Origin of the sequence: Staphylococcus sp. MI 10-1553, assembly GCF_010365305.1 — a bacterium.
Classification (GTDB): Bacteria; Bacillota; Bacilli; order Staphylococcales; family Staphylococcaceae; genus Staphylococcus.
Genome location: NZ_CP048279.1, coordinates 1,612,404 through 1,628,656, shown reverse-complemented (window position 1 = coordinate 1,628,656; position 16,253 = coordinate 1,612,404). Strand labels below are relative to the sequence as shown.

The 16,253-nt window shown below is 36.8% G+C and carries 16 protein-coding genes; 1 reads left to right on the top strand and 15 read right to left on the bottom strand.

The window, feature by feature from the left end:
- Nucleotides 1-25: 25 nt before the first annotated feature.
- The 15 genes from GZH82_RS07610 to cmk all read right to left on the bottom strand — a co-directional run bounded on the left by GZH82_RS07610 (nucleotide 26) and on the right by cmk (nucleotide 14,645).
- Nucleotides 26-619 (bottom strand): DUF1405 domain-containing protein, encoded by a 594-nt coding sequence (locus tag GZH82_RS07610; RefSeq protein WP_162681983.1) that lies wholly within the window; start codon nucleotides 617-619, stop codon nucleotides 26-28.
- Nucleotides 620-647: 28 nt separating this feature from the next.
- Entirely contained in the window at nucleotides 648-1,205 is a 558-nt protein-coding gene (locus tag GZH82_RS07605; protein WP_162681982.1) for a YpiB family protein, read from the bottom strand.
- An 11-nt stretch (nucleotides 1,206-1,216) separates the two neighbouring features.
- Nucleotides 1,217-2,458, bottom strand: a complete 1,242-nt coding sequence (locus tag GZH82_RS07600) for a tetratricopeptide repeat protein (protein WP_162681981.1) — start codon at nucleotides 2,456-2,458, stop codon at nucleotides 1,217-1,219.
- A gap of 1 nt (nucleotide 2,459) precedes the next feature.
- The gene (gene aroA, locus GZH82_RS07595; protein WP_162681980.1) at nucleotides 2,460-3,749 is read right to left on the bottom strand and encodes a 3-phosphoshikimate 1-carboxyvinyltransferase; all 1,290 of its coding nucleotides are present in this window, start codon (nucleotides 3,747-3,749) and stop codon (nucleotides 2,460-2,462) included.
- Nucleotides 3,750-4,823: a 3-dehydroquinate synthase gene (gene aroB, locus GZH82_RS07590; protein WP_162681979.1), complete on the bottom strand. Its 1,074-nt coding sequence runs from the start codon at nucleotides 4,821-4,823 to the stop codon at nucleotides 3,750-3,752. It abuts the gene before it with no gap.
- A 16-nt stretch (nucleotides 4,824-4,839) separates the two neighbouring features.
- The gene (gene aroC, locus GZH82_RS07585) at nucleotides 4,840-6,006 is read right to left on the bottom strand and encodes a chorismate synthase (RefSeq protein WP_162683029.1); all 1,167 of its coding nucleotides are present in this window, start codon (nucleotides 6,004-6,006) and stop codon (nucleotides 4,840-4,842) included.
- Nucleotides 6,007-6,287: 281 nt separating this feature from the next.
- Nucleotides 6,288-6,740, bottom strand: coding sequence for a nucleoside-diphosphate kinase (gene ndk / locus GZH82_RS07580; protein ID WP_162681978.1), 453 nt, complete (start codon nucleotides 6,738-6,740; stop codon nucleotides 6,288-6,290).
- An 81-nt stretch (nucleotides 6,741-6,821) separates the two neighbouring features.
- On the bottom strand, nucleotides 6,822-7,778 hold the full coding sequence (locus GZH82_RS07575; protein ID WP_162681977.1) for a polyprenyl synthetase family protein: 957 nt from the start codon (nucleotides 7,776-7,778) through the stop codon (nucleotides 6,822-6,824).
- A 17-nt stretch (nucleotides 7,779-7,795) separates the two neighbouring features.
- Nucleotides 7,796-8,509 (bottom strand): demethylmenaquinone methyltransferase, encoded by a 714-nt coding sequence (locus GZH82_RS07570; protein WP_162681976.1) that lies wholly within the window; start codon nucleotides 8,507-8,509, stop codon nucleotides 7,796-7,798.
- 9 nt (nucleotides 8,510-8,518) lie between these two features.
- Nucleotides 8,519-9,088 (bottom strand): heptaprenyl diphosphate synthase component 1, encoded by a 570-nt coding sequence (locus tag GZH82_RS07565; protein WP_162681975.1) that lies wholly within the window; start codon nucleotides 9,086-9,088, stop codon nucleotides 8,519-8,521.
- Nucleotides 9,089-9,565: 477 nt separating this feature from the next.
- The gene (locus tag GZH82_RS07560; RefSeq protein WP_162681974.1) at nucleotides 9,566-9,838 is read right to left on the bottom strand and encodes an HU family DNA-binding protein; all 273 of its coding nucleotides are present in this window, start codon (nucleotides 9,836-9,838) and stop codon (nucleotides 9,566-9,568) included.
- 170 nt (nucleotides 9,839-10,008) lie between these two features.
- The gene (locus tag GZH82_RS07555; protein ID WP_162681973.1) at nucleotides 10,009-11,007 is read right to left on the bottom strand and encodes an NAD(P)H-dependent glycerol-3-phosphate dehydrogenase; all 999 of its coding nucleotides are present in this window, start codon (nucleotides 11,005-11,007) and stop codon (nucleotides 10,009-10,011) included.
- A gap of 15 nt (nucleotides 11,008-11,022) precedes the next feature.
- Entirely contained in the window at nucleotides 11,023-12,333 is a 1,311-nt protein-coding gene (der, locus tag GZH82_RS07550) for a ribosome biogenesis GTPase Der (RefSeq protein ID WP_162681972.1), read from the bottom strand.
- 379 nt (nucleotides 12,334-12,712) lie between these two features.
- Nucleotides 12,713-13,894, bottom strand: a complete 1,182-nt coding sequence (gene rpsA / locus GZH82_RS07545) for a 30S ribosomal protein S1 (protein WP_162683028.1) — start codon at nucleotides 13,892-13,894, stop codon at nucleotides 12,713-12,715.
- 91 nt (nucleotides 13,895-13,985) lie between these two features.
- Entirely contained in the window at nucleotides 13,986-14,645 is a 660-nt protein-coding gene (gene cmk / locus GZH82_RS07540; protein WP_162681971.1) for a (d)CMP kinase, read from the bottom strand.
- Nucleotides 14,646-14,718: 73 nt separating this feature from the next.
- Here cmk and GZH82_RS07535 point away from each other — a divergent pair, with 73 nt between their 5' ends.
- Nucleotides 14,719-15,687 carry an asparaginase gene (locus GZH82_RS07535; RefSeq protein ID WP_162681970.1) on the top strand — a complete coding sequence of 323 codons (969 nt, stop codon included), beginning with the start codon at nucleotides 14,719-14,721 and terminating at the stop codon, nucleotides 15,685-15,687.
- Nucleotides 15,688-16,253: the final 566 nt, after the last annotated feature.

Here is a 16,253-nt window from a genome sequence, read left to right as displayed (position 1 = left end):
TTATAATATTATTGTACTGGCTTCATCAAACTTGGTCAATCTTTTTAACCATGCCGAGCCGATAAATCACGAACAAAATTGGCAGCACTGATAACCAAAATGCGAGGTAACCAATTTGTGCTTCATAATGCCCGAGTCCGCCGTAGACTGGATATTGATGAAAAACGTAATCTATCACATCATTATGGAAAACCCAAATGATAGTGACTACTAAACTCAATAACGTAAATTTGAATTGTGGTAAAAACAATAAAGCTTGCATCGCCATAATACCGTGAGAAATAATTAACATCACACCCAAAATGTAAATCGTCTCGTCCTCTATAAATAAAAGGAAATTCATCATGACTGCCCAAACGCCATATTTCAATAATGTGACGAAAGCAAGTGTATCAATGATGGCATTCTTTTTATTAAACAAAAGTAAGATTAAGCTAACGACTAAAAATAACGTCGCAGTTGGACTATCTGGAATAAATGGCCCGAAATACCACGCTGATCTGAAAAGTTGCGGTGCATACCAAATATAACCATAAATCGTCCCCAAAATATTACTAATGATAATCAATATGAGTATCGGGCGTTGATAGAACAACATATTTTGTAAAGCTGTCCACATGATTTAGGTACCTTTCGTCAATCAATATTTAAGTTTCGTCAGTAATGTGCCTCAATTTAATGAGATTTAATATTTTTGTATAGTGATTAAATGATTGAATATCTTTCAAATTTAAACTTAAGTCAATATGCGATTTTAATAAGTGAATTAATTGCTGCTCTGTACTATGAGATAACTCGATATGATACATATCATTTAAATAAGCATCGCCATTTTGAGTTGCGAGCAGTTGTTGCAATAATAAATGATCGAGGCGTGAATCACGATCAGCTTCATGATTAAAATGAATTTTAATATCCAGTTGCTGTGAATGATGAATCACTTGGTTAAATATTTCATTGGTGTTCATCAACAAAGTCTCACCCTCATGATATTGAATGGCTATGACGGAAGCATCCGACACAGCCATTTCTAAAGTAGGATGTTCTGCTACGATTTGGTCGACAAAATGAATTTTTTCAATCAGTGCATGGTTCGTTTTAATGAAATTGAGTAACCATACACTGATACGAGATTTAAACTGATAGTGAAAGAGTAAATACTCGATAAAGTCACGTTTTTCAAAATTTAAACGCGTATCTAGCATATGTTATCACCTTAAAGTAATCGTCCTTGTTCTGCATCCCACTCAGGGTTACCACTATCTTTTTGCAACAGTAGTTGAAGAATGGATTTGGTTTGTTCAATTTGACCGATTTCGATGAGATAATAGTAGTAATCTTTTAAGAAATCAATGTTGTCACGCATCGATTCAAATGCTAACCCGTAGAAATGTTGTGCCTCTTTATCACGTTCTTCTTGTCCTAATGCATATGCGAGTTGCCATATAAATTGAGGGTCCATGTCTTCTTCATCGACATACTGAACTAATTCAATTAATGCTTCATAATCTTCTTCATTACGTAAAAAGTCAGCCAACATAAGTAAAGGTTCTTGATAACCAGGATCCACTTCAAGTGCTTGTTTTAATAATGTCACACCTTTATCTTGATCCCCATGTTCGATTTGCAATGCACCAGTACTGTACATCAATTCTTTATAAAACTGGTTTAGACGTAACCCCTCTTGACCAATTTCAATCGCATCCGCAAATGTTTTCTCGTTTTCATAAAGTTGCTGTAAATAGTAATAACCTTGAATGAAGTCTGGATCTTTTTGGAGTAATGTTTTCACCAACTTAATCGCTTCATGCGTCATGTCATTCTTTTCATACGCAATCGCTTTTTTAAGATAGTCTTCTGATGTAAGTTCATTGTCATTTATTTCATCAAACCAACGTAACGCATCGGTATAGTTTCCACTTTGAAGACTGCTGTCTGCTAAACGTGAGAATAAGTTGACACCATTGATTTCATACTCCCCGCTCTCGAGTACAGTGTCATACTCTCTTGATGCGCGTAAATATTGGCCATCGTAATAAAGTAATTCGGCTAATGCGAAATGGACAATTGGATCAGCAGGTTGTAATTCGATTGCTTGTTCAATTTTTTCAATCGCAATATCTATCATATTAATTTGTTGATATAAGTCAGCTTCTAACATTAAACGTTCAGGTGTGAGTGGCACTTCATTTAAAAATTCTAATGCTTCATCTGTTTGGTTTTCTGAAATAAGCCCATCAATAAAATAGATTAAAATTTCATCTTCATCCGGATATTTCATGTAAAGCGTACGAAAGACTTCAAGACCTTGTGGTGTAAGTCCAAACTGATATAATGTCTCACCAAGTACAAACAATGCATCATCATTATCTGATTGCAACGCTTCCTGAACGCGAGAATCTAGTTGATCTAATTTTTGTAAGTTGATATCGTCAATTAATTTGTAGATATCTTGCATACTATCCCTCATTTTCTAATTGTTTGAGTAGTGGTAAAAACCCTGGGAATGACACATTGACACTTTCGAATTGTGCAATTTCAATCGGTTCTGATGTCATGAGTGAAGCGACTGCTAACATCATACCGATACGATGGTCGTTATGACTGTCAACAGGTTGAATTTGACTAATTGTTGACGGTTCAATGATAAGTCCGTCGTCAGTAGGTTGCAGTTTTAAACCTAACTTACCGAGTTCGTTTGCTGTTGTGTCAATACGGTTGGTTTCTTTCACTTTTAATTCTTCAGCATCTTTTATGATACTTGAACCATTCGCTTGTGTACAGAGTAACGCAATTGTCGGCAGCTCATCAATACATTTTGGAATGAGACCACCACCGATTTCGATGCTTTTTAAGTCAGGCGTATATTGTACACGAATCGTCGCAGTTGGTTCAGGCCCATCTGTTTGATTTGAAAGTGAAATATTCCCGCCCATTCGTTCGACGATTTCGATAATACCATCTCGGGTTGGGTTAATTCCGATGTTATGAAGTGTAATGTCGCTACCTGGTGTAATTAATGCCGCTACGATGAGAAAAACAGCTGATGAAATATCTCCAGGCACTTCGAAGTCACGCGGTTGAATGTGATGAATCCCCCCACCTGGTAATGTCACTGTTAAATCCTGTGTTTGAACAGGAATACCATAATGTGCAAACATCGTCTCAGTATGGTTACGTGACATATCCATTTCACGAATCGTTGTTGTATTTTGAGCAAATAAGCTTGCAAATAAAATGGCACTCTTCACTTGTGCACTTGCGACCGGCATATCATAATGAATCCCCTTTACTTCACTAGGACCAATGATGAGCGGCGTGTAATTATCATCTACACCTGAAATGTTGATATTCATTTGGTGAAGCGGTTGAAGCACGCGGTCCATAGGTCTATTGCCGATGGACGCATCTCCGGACAGGACGCTTTGAATGCCTAGTCCGCCAAGTAAGCCAGCCATCAAACGTGTTGTTGTTCCTGAATTTCCAGTGTATAACGTTTGATGCGGGATTTGAAAATGAGCGTAACCAGGTGAGTCAATCGTAATGGTTTCATCTGTAATGTCCATTTTAACGCCTAACTTTTCAAATATTTTCGCTGTACGTAAACAATCTTCACCAAGTAAAGGTTGATGTATGACAGAGTGACCTTGTGCTAAAGAAGCGAGCATAATAGCCCGATGTGTCATAGATTTATCGCCAGGTACCGTTATTTCACCAATCAGTGGACCGTTAATCATAATTTTTTCCATCTATATCACCTCAAGATATTGTTGTTTAAATGTTTCAAGTGCTTGCTCTAATATAGGTGTTTCGACGTGCTTAACGATAGGGTCGCCGATAGCTTGTAACAGTACCATACGCACACCATTTGCGTCATTTTTCTTGTCATTTAGCATAAGTTTCAATAATGGTTCGAATTCAAATTGGCGAATCACTTCTAACGGATAACCTAAATCATTCAAATAGTTTAAGTAATGCGGAACATCAAAATGTGTGTCCAATAATAGATTTGAAACGATAAATTGATATACGATCCCCATCATGACAGCGTGACCATGTGGAAGTTGATATTGATACTCGATTGCATGACCAAACGTATGACCTAAGTTTAAAAATTGACGTTGGCCGCGTTCTTTTTCATCATTCAATACAATTTGCAGTTTCGTTTGAATCCCGTTAATTAAATACTGTTCAATCGCATGCAGTACTTTTAAATGTGCGCTATCAGGATAAGCATTTTCAAGTGTTTCTACTGACTGTGCATCATTCAACAATGCATGTTTATACACTTCACCATAGCCACTTAATATTTCTGAATAAGGTAATGAAGTGAGAAATTCTAAATCATAAATGACCGCTTTTGGACGATGGAAAGCACCGACAAGATTTTTACCGTGTGTCGTATTGATACCAACTTTGCCGCCAATACTAGAATCATGGGCAAGAATAGTTGTAGGTACTTGAATAAAATCAACACCGCGTAATAATGTTGCTGCTAAAAAGCCAACGAAATCGCCTGTTGCACCGCCACCAATCGCGATTAGACATGTATTACGAGTAGGTTGATGAGCAAGTAGCGCCTCAATATAATGTTCATATTGTGCCATATACTTAACTTGTTCACCTGAAGGGATTTGAAACGTGGTATATGAATGATCATTAACGAACCGAGAAATTTTGTTTTCCCATACTGCATAGACGTTTTGATCGATAAACACAAACACATGTTGATAATTAGACAGCAATGCATCTAATTGGTCGAATGCGGCATTTTCAATAATAATTGGATAATTGTGGTCCGGATATGTCGTTGTTAATTGCATTGTTCATCACCTATCATTAAAATGTTTGGTTCAGCTCGCGTCTTTCAGCGACTTGTTGTGCGAGACGTGAAAAGTCATGAGAACCAAACTCCTCTAAAATACTTCTCGCAATTTCATATGAGACAGCATGTTCACAAACAATACTTGCAGCAGGTACTGCACAACTGTCTGAGCGTTCAATCGTCGCTTTGAATGGTTCTTTAGAGTCAATGTCTACGGACGCAAGTGGTTTATACAACGTTGGAATAGGTTTCATCACACCATTAACGATAATCGGCATACCGTTTGACATACCACCTTCTAAACCGCCAAGATGGTTAGATGCACGGTAGTAACCTTGTTCTTCTGAGTATAAAATCGGATCTTGAATTTCACTACCTAATTTTTCTGCCGCTTTAAAACCTTCACCGAAACTTACACCTTTAAATGCATTAATACCGACGACACTTTGTGCAATACGGCCATCAAGTTTTCTGTCATAGTGGACATAACTACCGATTCCGACTGGCATATGGTCAACAATGACTTGTACGACACCACCGATAGAGTCACCTTCTTTTTTGGCACTATCAATTTTATCGCGAATCGCTTGTGCAATATTGTCGTCAATGACACGGACATCATTTTTATCAACATTTTCAATAATGGTATCAATGTCATAAACGCCCTCGTCTTTAATGCCTCCGATTTCAACGACACGGCTATAAACGTCAATGCCTAATTGTTTCAATAATTGCTTACAAAGCGCACCAACAGCAACACGCGCGGCTGTTTCACGTGCAGATGAGCGTTCAAGTACATTACGTAAATCACGGTGGTTATATTTCATGCCACCCACTAAATCTGCATGACCAGGTCTTGGTTTCGTAATGACACGTTTCATATTTTCTTTCTCTTCTTCTGAAATAGGTGCAGCGTCCATAATATTACGCCAATGTGTAAAATCATCATTTTTAATGACGATCGTGACAGGACTGCCTAATGTATAACCATGGCGTACACCTGAAACGATTTCTACCGTATCCTTTTCAATTTGCATACGACGGCCTCTTCCGTAACCACCTTGACGCTTAAACATTTCTTCGTTAATTTGATCAATATCTATGGTCATATTTGCTGGTAGTCCTTCAATAATGACCGTTAATTGTGGACCGTGTGATTCTCCAGACGTTAAAAATCTCAACATGATGAGCACTCCCCCTACCTTTTAGTTCATATGTTTCATATCATAGCATAAAATGGAAAATAAATTAATAGAAAATACTTTTGTTATTCACCGCTTTTAATTAGTAAAGTGTGTTCGATATGATCCGTTCATATAAGTGCCTAGATAGCGACAACCGTTTTAATCAATGCGAGGATACAATGATACTTCACAAAATAATGATGACTGATTGATGTGTAGAAACAAATCGAGGGGCCCAGACAACTGAATGTCCGAGCCCCATAAAATGAGTTTAAATATTACGCTTCATATAACCATGTTTCATCTGGTGTATTGTATGAACTAATTTCTTCGTCTTTAAACCAAAGTGAAATTTCACGTTCAGCAGATTCCACTGAGTCCGAACCGTGAATGACATTACGCCCAACCGTTAAACCTAAATCACCACGAATAGAACCAGGTGTCGCTTCAGAAGGATTCGTACTGCCGATAATATGTCGTGCAACTGCCACAGCGTTTTCACCTTCCACAACCATCGCAAAAACGGGTGCTGATGTAATGAAAGAAATGAGTGAATCGTAAAACGGTTTTCCTTCATGCTCACCATAATGTGTTTCAGCTAAAGATTGAGGTACTGTCATTAACTTAGCCCCTACAAGCTTTAATCCCTTTTGTTCGATGCGTTGAACAATTTCACCAATTAATTTACGTTGTACCGCGTCCGGTTTAATCATTACAAAACTTTTTTCCATGTTGCGCAATGCCCCCTGTGTTTTTATGTATTACAAGATTATCCTATCATTTGTTTAAAGCGCTTTCAACAGGAAAGGTGATTAATTCATTCTGTTTTGTAATCTTTTTATTAATTTTCTGAAATGTGATTTAATCTCGTTTTTAGGTAACGTTTCAAGTAGCGTGGAAGCTTTATCGAGATACTTTTGACTCACATTTAAAGATTGAGAAATCGCTTCAGATTGACGTATTTGTTCAATGCACCAGTCAAAATCTTCAGTTGGTGAATCCGGCGTTAATGTTGCAACTTTTTCCTTTAATTGTGGGTTATGCTTCAATGCTAATAGTACAGGGAGCGTCATATGACCATTGCGCAAGTCACTTCCGACAGGCTTGCCGAGTTTCTTTTCTGTACTTGTAAAATCTAAAACATCATCAACAATTTGGAAACTCATGCCGATATGATGGCCGATATCACGCATTTTTCGAATCGTTTGGTCGTCAGTCTGCGAACTCATCGCACCCACTTCAGTAGCGAGCTGCATTAATAGTGCAGTTTTACGATTGATACGACGCAAATAGTTCGTAATCGACTGTTCTGCCCTGAATTGGTCTTGGAATTGGAAGAGTTCACCACGACACACTTCGATAATCGCATGAGACAGCGTTTGATGGATACGGCTGTCTTGAATATAAGATAAATGTTCTAGCGCACGTGCAAGTAAAAAATTACCGGTTAAAATTGCAGTCGATTGGCCCCACTTCTTTTCGATTGTTAACTTTCCACGTCTTTTATCACTGAAATCAATTACATCATCATGGACGAGCGTTGCCATATGAATCAACTCTAATGCTGTAGCAACCCGGTATGCCGCATCATTAGCAGGATTTTCACCAACGTAACTGCTCAAAATCACGAATAACGGTCGAACACGCTTACCTCCTGATGATAAAAGGTGATCTGCAGCACTTTGGAGTGTTGAATCCTCTGATTGAATCAACTGTTTCAAAGTATTTTCAATTTTTTTAATTTCCTGACTCAAATTTAATTTCGACATGCATAATCACCTTTTAATTAGTTCGTTTTGGGTTTATAAGCTAAGTGCATGGCAGCCACGCCACCTGTGAAGCTACGGACTTTGACATTTTCAAAGTTGACATCTTCAAACATTTTCTTTAAAGTTTCGCGATCTGGGAAATCGAATGCAGACTGTTGGAGCCACTCATATTCTTGTTTTGATTTCGCAAAAATTTTACCGAAGATTGGCATCACAAATTTAAAATACAAACGATAACCTTGCTTGAAGACAGGCATAGTCGGTTGACTTGTTTCTAAACATACGACCATACCACCTGGTTTAAGGACGCGATACATTTCTGACAATGCTTTCGAATAATCTGGAATATTACGTAAACCAAACCCGATCGTCACATAATCAAATGAATTGTCATCAAACGGCAATGCCATAGCGTCACCTTGAACAAGTCTGATATTATCCATATGTGCCGTTTTTTCTTCGCCCACTTTAAGCATATTTTCACTGAAATCCAGTCCAGTGACTTCACCTTCTGGCCCTACTGCTTGGCTTAAAGCAATCGTCCAATCAGCAGTCCCACAACATACGTCTAAAGCAATAGTCCCTGCTTGCACATTCATTTCTTTCATTACTTTTTTACGCCACACTTTATGTTGTTCGAAGCTAATAATATTATTTAAACGGTCATATTTGCCAGAAATATTTTGAAACACTTCATGGACTTGTGCTTTATTTGCCTTGTTTTTAGTCATTTTGAAACCTCATTTACTTTTTGTATAGTTTTGTAATGCAATAATCATGTCGTTGATCTCATCTGTCTGCCAATCAATTAAATAACTCAGTTTTTGCACATCAAGTTGTTGAATCAGTTGATGGCGTATATCATCAAAAGAATGTTCAATACGGTAATGTTTCAACAATACTTGAATTAACAATGTTTCAATCGTAATCATCATATCTTTTATATTTGCATTTGAGCATATATCCTTTTGATATTGAATATAAGATTTTAATTCATTTATTTTTACAATCGCTTGGCTCATTTGGAGTTGTAATTCAACATCTTTCAAATCAGCAATTAATTGATAATAGTGTGCACTCAGTAAATCACCTATGAGTATGGCATCACGTTCATAATGATAATAGCTGATACTATCAAGATGTTTCATTGATGTATCAATAGAGAGGCAAGCAAGTTTTGCATTTAAAGGCACATCAAGTTGATCTAACAATTGACTTAAAGTTCGATTAATATGTATATTTTGGGGGCGATTGAGTTGATTCAATCGTTTATCAAGTTGTTGTTGTAAACATTCAAAAGTATTCTCCATTTGACACACCTCTAATTTTAATCACTCTCTATCTTAACACTATCAACCTAAAAATTAAATCTGATTTGCTTTTTTTGTCATAAAAGCCGTGAATGAAGTTTAATGTTGCTTTATTTGATGTTGTTGAAAAATAGTAAGACCAATAGGAGTTACTGGGCATTCTTTGTCTGAAATGAATAAATTTTATTTAAAAAGTATGGAACAAAAATTTATTTGCAGAACAATTGAGATAGATTGATCACAATAATAGGACATACCAAGTGGAATGATACAAAAAGAATGAAGGATTACTTTTTTTAAAAAAGTTTATAAATCGGGATAAAGTGGATAAAATTTTGAAAAGATGGAAATAAAAAGAAGTAAATATTTTATTTCAAATCGTCTAAACAGATTTGATATTACAATGTTATGGTTGTATTAATCATAGGAAAGGCTGGAGAACGCCATTGTGTCCCAGCCTCTTTCCTAATAATTGAATTATTTCACAGCATCTTTTAATGCTTTACCTGCTTTGAAAGCTGGAACTTTGCTTGCAGGGATGTCAATTTCTTTACCTGTTTGAGGGTTGCGACCTTTACGCGCGGCACGCTCACGTACCTCAAAGTTACCGAAACCGATTAATTGTACTTTTTCACCTTTAGCTAATGATGTTTGAATTGCTTCAAAAACAGCATCAACAGCTAAACCAGCTTCTTTTTTAGTTAAATCAACTTGTTCTGCAACAGCGTTAATTAAGTCAGTTTTGTTCATGTCAATTCACCTCCTCAAAGGTTATGTAATGATAATTCAATTATCATTATGGTATGACTTTAACACAAGCGAATGCAAGACTGCAACGATTTATACAAGAAAAACGTTGATTTAATCGCTTTTTGTTGATTTTTTTATAATTTTGTCATGAAAATGGTCAATTTCTAACTTTATTCTGATTTTTTTGTACGTCCCATTAACGCTTTGACAGCTTGTTCAACAGGTTGATTTTCGAATAAAACATGATATAACGCTTCAGTAATTGGCATTTCAACATTTTCTTTTTTAGAAAGATTGTACACCGATTCGGTTGTGTATACCCCTTCAGCGACCATGTTCATATGATTCATGATTTCATCTAAACTTTTCCCTTTACCAAGTTGGTAACCGAGAGAGTAGTTTCTTGAATGTGTTGAAGTACACGTTACAATTAAGTCTCCAATGCCACCTAAACCTTGGAATGTGAGCGGATCGGCGCCGAGTGTAACACCTAAACGCGTAATTTCTGCTAAACCACGCGTCATTAAAGCTGCTTTTGCATTATCACCAAAGCCCATGCCGGCAAGGACGCCACTCGCGATGGCAATAATATTTTTGAGTGCACCGCCGAGTTCTACGCCGACAAGGTCATCATTCGTATAAACACGTAAATAATCCGTCATAAATAAATCTTGTATCAATTTACGCAATTCTGGATTACTTGAAGCCGCTGATACGGTTGTCGGTTGTTTGATGACCACTTCTTCGGCATGACTTGGACCAGAAAGCACACCAATGCCAACGTTATATTCTGGTGAAATGGAGTCTTCTAACATTTCTGAAACACGCTTAAATGTTGCATTTTCAATCCCTTTAGTAACATGAATAAAAGATTTTTTTGAAGTGAGCAATTGATTGACTTGCGACATGACTTCTCTAATCGCTTTTGTTGGCAATGCGATTAAATAAATATCTGCGTGATTAATCGCTGCTTGAATATCTGTTGTCGCTTGAATCGTCGCATTAAGCGTAACCCCTTTTAAATAATTATGATTTGTATGTTCATGGTTGATTTCGTCTATAGTTGTTGATGTTTTACCCCACATTAATGTGTTATGGCCATTGTCTGAAAGCACATTAGCCAATGCAGTACCAAAACTTCCTGTACCAAACACTGTAATGTTCGTCATGTTTATCCCCTCCATCTAATTTCGTTTACGTGCAATAATGTGTACTGGTGTTCCTTCAAATCCAAATGCTTGTCTAATTTGATTTTCAAGATAACGTTTGTATGAGAAATGCATCAGTTCGACGTCATTCACAAATACAACAAACGTCGGCGGTTCAATAGCCACTTGTGTTGCATAAAAAATATTGAGTCGACGACCTTTATCTGTTGGCGTCGGATTCATTGCAATAGCATCCGTAATCACTTCATTTAGCGTTGAACTTTGAACACGTTTTTTATGATTTTCGCTTGCTTCGTTAATTAATGGGAAAAGTGTACGTAAACGCGTTTTTTCTTTTGCTGATACGAAAGCAATTTGTGCATAATCTAAAAATTGGAAGTTCTTACGTACCTCATCCATAAACTTTTTCATCGTATTGCTATCTTTTTCTAAAGTGTCCCATTTGTTAACGACAATTACAATCGCTTTTCCTTCTTCATGGGCATATCCAGCAACACGTTTATCTTGTTCAATAATGCCTTGTTCTGCATCTAATACAACGAGGACCACATTTGAGCGCTCAATGGCTTTCAACGCACGTAATACCGAATACTTTTCAGTCGACTCATAGACTTTACCCTTTTTACGCATACCCGCTGTATCAATCAGTACGTAATTTTGTCCGTCATAGCTATAAACCGTATCGATGGCATCTCGTGTTGTGCCGGCAATATTAGATACGATAACGCGTTCTTCACCGAGAATGGCATTAATTAAGCTAGATTTCCCTACATTAGGTCGACCGATTAATGACAAACGAATTGTATCATCATCATATGGATCTGAAGAATCCTTTTTAAAGTGTTTTGAGACCTCTTCTAATAAGTCACCTAAACCTAGGCCGTGTGAACCTGAAAGTGGGAAAGGTTCTCCAAACCCGAGTGAATAGAAGTCATAAATATCATTGCGCATGTCTGGATTGTCGACTTTATTGACAGCTAACACAACCGGTTTTTTAGATTTATAAAGTATTTGAGCCACAAGTTCGTCATTTTGTGTGACCCCTTCACGTACATTGACCATGAATATGATGACATCAGCTTCGTCAATCGCGATTTCAGCTTGTGCGCGAATTTGAGTTTGGAATGGTGCGTCACCAATCTCGATACCACCTGTATCAATCACATTAAATTCATGTGTGAGCCATTCACCGCTTGAATAAATACGGTCACGCGTCACACCGGGTGTATCTTCAACAATGGATACACGTTCTCCGACGATGCGGTTAAAAATTGTAGATTTTCCTACGTTAGGACGCCCCACGATAGCAACTACAGGTTTCGTCATGCTTGTTCTTCCTCTCTATGAATAACTTAAATATTGAATATATCAGTCTGTGCAAGTATATTTCGCATTGTTCGATACATAACACCGCTATTATATCACGTGAAGTGTAGCGAACAAAAGAATTGGTGAAAAGTATCTCCTTACAAAGTTTAGGAATACATTTTTATTTGCTTTAATATTGATACAATGATGGGTTTTGGCATTTGAGTTAAAAATGTGATGTAGTGATTCAAGTGTTATGAGGGTATTTAATGCGTGAATAGCTATGAATGAAAAGTTTGAGAAGTGGTGTCAATGAGGCTGTAATAAAGTTTGATTCGCTAAATAAAGAAATAAAAAAGAACTAAGGTTATGTGATTTAACCTTAGTTCGAAATGGATTATAAATTTAAGTCTTTCAGTTTATCACCGAAAACGTCACCTAAAGTTGGGTTGCTTTCGTTTTCATCAGTTGGTTGTGTATAGTGTTGTGTGGTTTCCTCAGAAGCTTCTTCAGTTTCTTCTTCTGGGTTTGCTGCTTTAATTGATAGTGAAATACGTTCTTCTTCAGGATTAATACCTAAAATTTTAACTTGAACGATTTGACCTGGTTCAAGAACTTCGCCAGGTGTACCGATATGTTTATGGCTAATTTCTGAAATATGCACAAGGCCTTGTAAGCCACTGCCAATTTCAACAAATGCACCAAATGAAGCTAAGCGCATCACTTTACCTTCAACAATGTCGCCTTCACTATATTTTTCTTGAATTGTTTCAAATGGACTTGGTAATGTATCTTTAATTGATAATGACACACGTTCAGAATCTTGTTCAACTGAACGAACTTTGACTTTGACAGTATCGCCAATAGAAACAACCTCTTCTGGTGATTTTACATGTTCGTGAGATAACTCAGAAACATGGACTAAACCATCAACGCCACCAAGGTCAATAAATGCGCCAAAGTTAGTTAAACGCGCAACTTTACCTTCAATTACGTCGCCAGCTTTAATCGATTGTAATAATGCTGCTTTTTTCTTTTCGTTTTCTTCTGCTTCTACGGCTTTACGGCTTAAGATGACGCGATTTTTTTCAGGTTCAAGCTCTTCAACTTTGAGTTCAAGCACACGTCCTTCATAATCTGAGAAATCTTCAATGTAATCAGTTGAAATTAATGATGCAGGAATGAAACCTCTTTGGCCTACATCCACAACTAAACCACCTTTAACGACTTCAGTCACTTTAGCTTCAATCGTTTCGTTGTTGTCTAATTTCTCTTGTAAATAAGCATAAGATTGCTCTTCTTCTAATTTACGTTTAGAAAGGATGTAACTACCTGTTTCGTTTTCTTCATCAACTTCAATTTTAGTCACATAAGCGCCAATTTCGTCGCCGACTTTGACCACTTCGTTTGCATTTTCAACATGATAAGTGGAAAGTTGACTAATTGGAATAATGCCGTTGTATTTACCACCATTGACATGAACAACAACGTGCTTATCTTCAATTTGTTGTACTTCTCCTGTAATCTTATCGCCCTCTTTAATGTCATTAATCATTGATTCATTGAATTCTTCAGTCATCATGATTGCCTCCTTATACTACTACATAATAATAACTTCTTATAAAAGTCTTGAATTGTCAAGAAATTTAGATAAGTTTGAATAAAATAAATTAAACCGCATTTACTAAAGACAGGATCTTATCTGTGACTTGTTCAATACTCAAGCCCGTTGTGTCGATTTCAATCGCGTCTTCAGCTTTTCTTAGCGGTGAAATTTCTCTGTTCATATCGTATGCATCTCGTTCTGCAATATCTTTTTTTAGTTGTTCAATAGATGATTCGATACCTCTTTCTTGGTTGTCCTTAAAACGACGCTCAGCTCGCTCTTCTACAGATGCGATCATATAAACTTTTACTTCTGCATCTGGAAGTACCGTTGTCCCGATATCTCGACCGTCCATAACGATGCCCTTTTCTGCTGCAAGCTTTTGCTGAGCTTGAACTAAAAATTGACGCACCTCTTTAATAGACGAAACGTAGGACACATTTTGTGTTACATCGTTTTCACGTAGAAAATCAGTTACATCATTATCATTTAAAAAGACACGCTGACCCTTTTCAGCATCATAACCGAGGCGTAAATCAATTTCGGAAATGAGTGATGTAAAATCAGTGAATCGTTCTTTGTTATTTAAATAATAATATGTGATTGCACGATACATTGCGCCTGTATCTACATATATCATTCCTAATTGAGCAGCTACTCTCTTTGCTATCGTACTCTTACCAGCAGCTGCCGGTCCATCTAATGCAATATTAATCGATTTCATACGTTACCTTCCTTGTCGTTTGTTTAACAATATTTTATCATAATAATGGACTATTTTACGAGGAGGAACCTAAATGAAAAATTTATTAGTCATCCATACAGGTGGCACGATTAGTATGTCAGAAGATGAAACGAATAAAGTGATGACGAATGATGACAATCCGATTACCCATCATCAAGACGTGATTGCACAATACGCTAACATAGATGAACAGATGCCTTTTAATGTCCCCTCTCCACATATGACAATTGATAATGTCAAAATTTTAAAAGAAATCATTGAAGATCCGGATCATTTAGCACGTTATGATGGTTATGTGATTACACATGGAACCGATACATTAGAAGAGACTGCTTTTTTACTAGATTTAACGATTTCGACGTCTAAACCAGTCGTTATTACAGGGGCCATGCGTTCTTCCAATGAGATTGGTTCTGATGGTTTGTATAATTTTATTTCAGCGATTCGAGTAGCGATTGAAGAAGAATCAACGGGTAAAGGTGTGATGGTCGTATTTAATGATGAGATACATACAGCGCGCAACGTCACGAAAACACATACTTCAAATACGAATACTTTTCAAAGTCCAAACCACGGGCCGCTTGGTGTGATTACTAAAGCGGGTGTCTATTTTCATCATAGACCGTATGAACGTCAATTTTTACCAAATATCAATACATCACTTCAAATTGCCCTGATTAAAGCGCATATGGGCATGGGAAGCGAAATGTTACATTTTTATGCGGATCGTCATGTGGATGGTCTCGTAATTGAAGCGCTCGGACAAGGTAATCTTCCTCTCACTGCGATGCCAGGTATCGATGCGTGTTTGGACAAAAATATTCCAATCGTCCTTGTATCAAGATCATTTAATGGGATTGTGAGTGCAGTTTATGCCTATGAAGGAGGTGGCCATCAATTATATAATAAAGGCGTGATCTTTTCAAATGGTTTGAATGGTCAAAAAGCGAGATTAAAGTTACTCGTCGCATTAAGCAATGATTTTCAACATGATCAAATTCAAGATTTTTTTAATGTTTAAAACGACACATAGAAACTTCTAGAATATGATTGTATACAAAAATGAGATGCCATATGAAAATAGCCGCTCCTGTTTGTGTAATGGAATACGGCTATTTTTTTGTGCATTTTCACAGCATTATGTGTCCAGTTGTTTACTTGCTATGAAAACCGATAATTGCTTCAATCACAATCAACATAACAGTTAGCCAAAAAACGTTTTTTTACTGGCATGATTTCTGCTAATAACAATATTTTGAATGACTTTTTCATGTTGTTTCACTTACCATTTCTTAAAATTAATATTTAAATCACAGTTGATGGTTCAGCCTTGTTTTATATTTATCATAATCAATATCTAATATAAATTTGGATTTTGTACACACAAGAGATCAATTTTTGCATCGTGTGTAACGCATCCCTTAATCATTATTATTTTTGTGTGCGAAATGTAAGTAGTAAGGCCTAATTAAGAAATGAGATTTTAACAGTTAAAAAGCGTCATCGTCATCGCTCCATTCTAGAATTAATTATAGTCATTTGGTAAGTAAAATCATTCTATTGTTTATAAGTGTATGTGCAGTTTTT